The organism is Methylorubrum thiocyanatum (assembly GCA_014138645.1).
Lineage (GTDB): Bacteria > Pseudomonadota > Alphaproteobacteria > Rhizobiales > Beijerinckiaceae > Methylobacterium > Methylobacterium thiocyanatum.
Map to the genome: position 1 here is coordinate 397,922 of JACJIB010000007.1, position 7,008 is coordinate 404,929.

Genomic DNA, 7,008 nt, shown 5'->3' on the forward strand with positions numbered 1-7,008 from the left:
CTGAACTCTGCCGCCGGGACGCTCGCCCGGAACCGGCGTACCCGCGCGGGACGCGTGGTCCAGGCCATCGTCGATGAAGCGTTCCGTTCAGGCCGCCAGCGCGCGCATCGCGGCGGCGACCTCATCCCGGCGGTAGGGCTTGTCGAAGAAGCGGCCCCGGGGCGGAAGATCCTCCGCCCTGGGGTGGACCTTGCCCGACGTCATAATGATCTCCACCGGAGGCCATCGGTCGCGTATCGCGTGAGCCAGCGCCAGGCCGTCCATGCCGATGCCGAGGTCGATGTCCGAGAACACGAGGAAGATGTCCGGACGCGTCTCTAGCAGGCGAACCGCCTCCGTGGCCCCGGTCGCCTCCAAGGCCTCGAACCCCGCCTCCTCGACGAGGTCGACCGCCATCAGGAGCATGACCGGCTGATCCTCGATCACGAGGACCGCGTTCCGTCCCTCAACACCCACGGCCACCGTGCGCTCCTCAACCGTGCTGCAGTTGGACGAGCGGGGCACGCATCGTCGCCTCGAAGCCTGAGGAGGGGTAACGCAGGTCGACGCCACCCGATCCGGCCAATCCCATTCGGATGAGCCGCGACCCGAACCCGGCCCGCCTGGATTGCGCTGGCGCAACAGGCGGAGGCCCGCCCCGCTCCACCCAGTCGAGGACGACCTCGCGACCCTCCGGGCCGTCGTCGAGGCGCCACGTCACCGTCACGCCGCCCTCGGGGACGGACAGCCCGCCGTACTTGGCGGCGTTAGTGGCGAGCTCGTGCAGCAGCAGGGAGACCGAGAGCGTCGCGCGCGGCCCGAGGTCGAGGTCCGGGCCGGAGACCGCGACCCGGTCGGCATGGCCGGCCGCCCCCAGGACGGCGGTCGCGACCTCGCGCATCGGAGCCGCCGTCCACGTCTTGTGCAGGAGCACGTTATGGGCGGTCGACAGCGCGTGGATGCGCCTCTCGAACGCCTCCACCGGCGCCCGGTCTGGCACGCCGCGCAGGGTCTGGGTCGCGATGGACAGCACCATCGCCAGCATGTTCTTAAGGCGGTGGGAGATCTCCTCGTTAAGGACGTGCTGTTCCTGCTCGGCCTTCACCCTGGCGACGCCGGCCTCGACCCGCTCGGCGACGTTGCGGATGAAGGCAAGCGTCTCGGCCGACCAGTGGTGGGGTTTGTCGTCCTGCACGATGAACACCGCAACGACGCGGCCACGGTCGCGCACCGGCATGTTGACGAGAGACCCGACGCCGAGTTCCAGCATGGACCGGGGGGCGGAGCGCGTCCGCGCGTCGGTCCGCACGTCCTCGATGACGAGTGCCTCGCCGCGCCGCAGGTCCGCCCGCAGATCGCCGAAATCGGAGAAGCGGTGCCGGCCGGCGATGCTGGGGACGCCCGGCGCCGTCCAGTCGGCCTGGACGTCGATGAACTCCATGGCGGCGTCCACGTACCCGAATCCGGCCCGGGTCGATCCGAGGGTGGTCCCGACGATCTCGGCTGCGGCATGGATCATTTCGGGGATTGCCGTAAGGTCGCGCAGGCGGTCGCCGAGGGCAAGCAGCGCCATGCGCCTTGCATCGGCCTGAACCCGGTCCGTGACTTCCAGGAAGGTGACGGCGAACCGGTCGGCGCCGATTGCGAAGGCGCGGCCCTCGTACCAGCGGTCGAGGGTGGCCACGCGACGCAGGAACTCGCGAGGCTCGCCGGTCTCGACCACCTGCGCAAACTCGTCGACCCAGGCATCCTCGATGCCGGGCAGGATCTCGCGGATCGTCCGACCGACCACCTGGCGCACGTCCATGCCGACGAGCTCGCCCCAGGCCCGGTTGACCTCGACGTAGCGCCAGTCAACGACCCGTCCGGCCTCCCGCACGACCTCGCCGACGATGAATCCCTCGCTCAGGCGCTCGAATAGGCTGCGCCAGTAGGCCGCCGTCTCCGCCAGCGTGTCCTCGCCGTCGAGGCGTTCGTGGACCGCCGCCATCAGGCGGGCGAGTGTCTCGAAGAAGGCTAGCGTCTCCCCGTCGAACGCCGGCATCCGGGTCGAGACGAAGGCGATGACGGCGCGCACCTCGCCGCGGCTCTTGACGGGAAATCCGGCATACGCGTCGAGCCCGTGGCCCCGGGCGACGTCCCAACGGGGATCGTTCCCGGACTGCAGGCCTTCCAGGATCAGGGGCTCGCCGGTCTCGGCGACGATGCCGCAGAGCGGCGTCCCGAACGGCAGGCGCCGGATGTACTCACGCGCCTCGGGGGCGACGTTGACCGAATGGGTCAGGCGCAGGTGGCCACCATCCGGCGACACGTCGTAGAGGCAGGCCCGGTCGAACCCGAGTGCCTCGGCCCCGTCCCTCAGGATCGGTTCGAGGACCGCGGATGGATCCTCGGCGGTCAGGAGCGCCGAGGAAGCGGCGGCGACGACGTCGAGGCGATGCGCCCGACGCAGCTCCGCCGCCTGGAAGGCGACGACCTGGTCGCGATCCGCCACGGCGCGGCGCATCAGCAACTGGGTGACGACCTGGTCCGCCAGCGTGCGCAGGTCATCCCGCTGCTCCGGGGAAAGCCCGGCCGGCCTGGGCACGGTATCGATGACGCACAGCGAGCCGAGGACCTGCCCGTCCGGCATCCGCAGGGGCGCGCCGGCATAGAACCGGATGAACGGCTCCCCGGTAACCAGGGGGTTCGCCGCCGTCCTCAAGTCGGCGGCGAGGTCCGGCACGACCAGCAGGTCGGGCTCGGCCAGGGCGAACTTGCAGACCGACCGGTCGAGGTCGGTTTCGCACGAGGGGAAGCCGATCCTGGCCTTGAACCACTGGCGGTCGGCGGCGACGAAGCTGACGAGGCCGACCGGCGTGAGGCACAGCCGGGTCGCCAGTCGCACGATGCCGTCGAAGGCCTCCTCGGGCGGCGTGTCGAGGATGCCGTAGGACCGGAGCGCGGCGAGCCGGAGGTCGGCAGCAATCAGGTGCTCGACGCTGGGAGGGATCATCACGCTCATGCCAACAGCGCCCTGCGCGTGAGCAACGGACCGGGCGCCCCCTCCGGATCGAGTGACACCAGGGTGCCGTCACGGGCGTACGTGGCCCCCAGCACCAGTGAGAAGTGCTCCTGGACCCGGCGATGGCACTCGCAGGACGCGGCCTCCAGCGCCCGCCTGTCGCGGACCGTGATCCGCGCCCGGGCGATCTCGACGAGTCCCCGCTCGTGAAGCCGGTTCAGGATGCCGCTGAGGTAGGTCCGTCGCACGCCGAGCATCTCGGCCAGCAGGTCCTGGGTCACGGGCAGCACGTCGCTGTCCAACCGGTCGTGCAGAGTTAGGAGCCAGCGGGCGCATCGCCGCTCGATGGGGTGCGCGGCGTTGCAGGCGACCGACTGGACGACCTGCGCGAGGAGGCAGTCGGCATAGCGCACCATGGCGTTCCGGACCGGCAGCGATACGCGCTTGACCGACTGCATCTCGGCGGCGCCGACGCGCACGGCCGTCCCGCCCATCTGGACGACGGCGCGGTTGAACGCCGGCAGGAACCCCTCGCTGACGACGCCACCTAGCGCCCCCTCGCGTCCGACGGTGGCCGTCTCGATGGTGCGGCCTTCCTCCAGAGACACGACCAGCGTCACGACCGTGCCGTCGAGCGGGAAGACCACGGAGGTGACGTCGTCGCCCGGCTCGAACAGCACGTCCCCGCGGGTCAGGGCGACGACCTCCGCGTGCGGCGCGAGCCGTCCGCGTTCGCCCGGGGGCAGGGAGAACAGGAGGAGATTGCGCTCCATCTGGGTCGTCGGGATCGGCGGCATGTGTCGCGACAAGTTGGTGCCTTTGGCCCGCTCTAGCTCGGCGGACGCCCCGTGTCCGTTCATCAGTGAACACTTCACGGTAAAAAGGCGGCGGAAGTTCGTGCCGGCGCGACCGGCGAACTCAGCACCTACATCCCGCGGCGTGTCGCGCGCCGCGGGAGCCGATCCAAGCCTAATGCCGGTTTATGGGTCCGGGCGGCTGGGGCGCCGGGGGCTCGCCCGGCGGATCGCCTTCCGGCGGGGCCGGGTCCGGGGGCGGGTCGCCGATGGGCGGCAACGGGTCGTCGCCTGGGCGAGGCGTATCGGATTGCATGCCGGTCCCTCCATAGCCCCTCGGATGGGGGCGGGCGTCAACGCGCGACGGTCCGGAGGGATGCGGCCCGGGGCGACGCAGCCTTCGATGGCGTGCGGGCAGGCCGGTCACGAAGAGGTCACAGTGTGCCTCCCTTCCTGCCGCTCCGGCAACCGTTTAGTGTGCCGCGAGGCGGGGGGCTCGCCGAAGAAGGCATTTGGCGGAACGAGGTATGACGCTGCACGCCAAGCTCGGCGCTGATGTCGGGCGGACCGGCTCGCTGCGAATGGTGGACCTGTTCCGCTCGCACGATTGGGGGGCGACCCTCCTGGGTAGGCGGGAGACGTGGCCGGCGGTCCTGCGCACCACCGTCGAACTGATGCTCGCCTCTTTGCACCCCATGTGCGTCATGTGGGGGCCGCGGCGCATCTTCCTCTACAACGACGGCTACGCAAAGATCCTCGGGGCGCGGCACCCGAGCGCCCTGGGCCTGGCGGGCGACGAGGTCTGGCCCGAACTGTGGGACGACCTGGTCCCGCTGATCGACCGGACCTTCAACGGCGAGAGCTTCGCCTTCCGCGACCAGCCCCTCACGATGACGCGCAACGGCTTCGAGGAACAGGTCTGGTACGACTTCGCCTATTCGCCCGTGCGCGACGAGCGGGGCGCGGTCGTCGGCCTGCTCAACGTCACCTCCGACTGCACGGCCCGGGTGGTCGCCCAACGGGAGCGCGACGCGGCGGCCGAGCGGCTGCGGGCCAGCGAGGAACGCCTCGCCGCCCTCGTCGAGGCTAGTTCCGACAGCCTCTATTCGATGAGCCCCGACTGGCAGGAGATGCGCACCCTGCAGGGCCGCGGCTTCATCGCCAACGCCGACGCGCCGAGCGTGCGCTGGATGGACGAATATCTGTTCCCGGAGGACCAGGCCGAGGTCCGCGACAGGATCGAACAGGCGGTCGCGAAGAGCGAGCCGTTCGAGATGGAGCACCGGGTTCGCCTCGCCGACGGCAACGCGGGCTGGATATTCTCGCGCGCGGTTCCAGTCAGGGACCAGGCTGGCCACGTCACCGAATGGTTCGGCATGGCCGCCGACGCGACCGCGAGGCATCGCGCCATCGAGCAACTTCGGGAGAGCGAGGCTTTCATGCGCGGCGTGCTCGCCGCCTCCAACGACTGCATCAAGGTTCTCGACCTCGACGCCAAGCTCGCATTCATGAGTGAGGGCGGCCAGCGGGTCATGGAGGTGTCCGACTTCAACGCCGTCGTCGGGTGTCCCTGGCCGAATTTCTGGGAGGGCGAGGGCAACGTCGCCGCCAAGGAGGCCATCGCCGCCGCCCAGGCCGGGGTCGCCCGTGGTTTCCAGGGCTACGCCGACACGATGAAGGGCAACCGGCGGTATTGGGACGTGCAGGTCTCCCCGATCATGGGGACGGACGGGAAACCCGAGCGCATCCTCTCGATCTCGCGCGACATCACCGACTTGAAGGCGGCCGAGGAGGCGCGCGCGGTGCTGGCCCAGGAACTGGCCCACCGCATGAAGAACTCGATGGCCATGGTGCAGGCCATCGTGACCCAGACGCTGCGACAGGCGAGGTCGATGGACGAGGCGCGCGCGGCGGTCGGCCAGCGCCTGTCCGCCCTCGGACGGGCGCAGGACATCCTCACCCGCTCGAACTTCACCGAGGCCGACATCCACGACGTCGTCGAGGCCGCCATCGCTCCCCATCGCGTGGCCGAGGACCGCATCGTCTGGGCTGGGCCACACTTGGTCCTCACCTCGCAGCAGGCGCTCGGCCTGTCGCTCGCGACCCACGAGCTCGCGACCAACGCGGCCAAGTACGGGGCGCTGGCGAACGAAACCGGGCGGGTGTCGATGACGTGGCGGGTCGAGGACGGGGCGTTCGCCTTCGACTGGATCGAGACCGGAGGGCCGCCCGTCACCCCGCCGGCGGGCCGTGGCTTCGGCTCCAAGCTGATCGAGCGGATCGTCGCCTCGTATTTCGATGGCGAAGGCCGCCTGGACTTCGACCCGGCGGGCATCAGGTTCCGGCTGACGGGCGTGCCCGGTGGCGCGGCGGTCGAGGCGTGAGGGTTTGGGTCGCGTAATGGGACAGTCATTCGCCCCCTCACGGTTCGCCGTCCTCGTCGTCGAGGACGACGCCCTGCTACGCGCCGAGGCCGTCGACCTCTGCATCGAGGTGGGCTTCACGACCTACGAGGCGCGAAACGCCGATCAGGCCATACGCCTCCTGGAGCGCCACTCCGAGATCCGCGTCCTGTTCACCGACATCGAGATGGGGGGCTCGATGGACGGGCTGAGGCTGGCCCAGGCCGTGCGGGAGCGCTGGCCACCGGTCGCGATCATGGTCACGTCAGGGCGGCGGAAGGTCACGAAGGAGGACCTCCCCGAGAACGGCCTCTTCTTCGCCAAGCCGTACCCGCCAGGCGACATCGTCAAGGCCCTCAATGGCATCGCCGCCCAGGTCATGGGCTAGCCATCCGGCTCGGCAGGGCGGGTTCGCCTCGCCAATGTTGTCGGACGCTCAGCAACGCTTCCCGGCCAGAAGTCACGGACCTAGGCACGGAGCTTGTCGTTCGGCCCGCATAAGGCCTCAAAGGGTTTTCAGCGGCAGAAACGTCGAAGGGCCGCCATCTCGATGGCGGCCCTTCGACACTTTAGGTTGCTGCAGCGCGGAACTTTGGTGTCTGTATGCAGAACACTGGCTCGGCTATCAACAACTACGTGTCGGCATGGTCAGCGGCAACAAGGCGGTGATGTTGGTGATCTTGATTGCAGGGTTCACAGCACACGCTGCATCCGCCCTACTAGCGGGGCCATGATGAAGTAGCCCCCTAAATGACCGGACAGGGGCTCACGCTTGTGGAAGTGTGTGCCTATGACCGACCGTATGGTGAGTTCTAACGACCCGCCCCGC

General features: G+C 69.5%; 5 protein-coding genes. 2 read left to right on the forward strand and 3 right to left on the reverse strand.

The features are described 5' to 3' along the window. Positions 1-87 precede the first annotated feature (87 nt). The 3 genes from HNR51_RS20775 to HNR51_RS20785 are packed head-to-tail and all read right to left on the reverse strand — an operon-like array spanning position 88 to position 3,780. Positions 88-462, reverse strand: a complete 375-nt coding sequence (locus HNR51_RS20775; RefSeq protein WP_283215058.1) for a response regulator — start codon at positions 460-462, stop codon at positions 88-90. A gap of 10 nt (positions 463-472) precedes the next feature. Next, the gene (locus tag HNR51_RS20780) at positions 473-2,974 is read right to left on the reverse strand and encodes a GAF domain-containing protein (RefSeq protein ID WP_182556196.1); all 2,502 of its coding nucleotides are present in this window, start codon (positions 2,972-2,974) and stop codon (positions 473-475) included. 5 nt (positions 2,975-2,979) lie between these two features. Beyond that, complete coding sequence (locus HNR51_RS20785) at positions 2,980-3,780, reverse strand: Crp/Fnr family transcriptional regulator (protein ID WP_182556213.1); 801 nt, start codon at positions 3,778-3,780, stop codon at positions 2,980-2,982. Positions 3,781-4,304: 524 nt separating this feature from the next. Here HNR51_RS20785 and HNR51_RS20790 point away from each other — a divergent pair. Both HNR51_RS20790 and HNR51_RS20795 read left to right on the forward strand, forming a co-directional pair. Next, entirely contained in the window at positions 4,305-6,161 is a 1,857-nt protein-coding gene (locus HNR51_RS20790; RefSeq protein ID WP_182556197.1) for a PAS domain-containing HWE histidine kinase family protein, read from the forward strand. A 16-nt stretch (positions 6,162-6,177) separates the two neighbouring features. Beyond that, positions 6,178-6,567 (forward strand): response regulator, encoded by a 390-nt coding sequence (locus HNR51_RS20795; RefSeq protein WP_182556198.1) that lies wholly within the window; start codon positions 6,178-6,180, stop codon positions 6,565-6,567. The last annotated feature ends 441 nt before the right edge of the window (positions 6,568-7,008 follow it).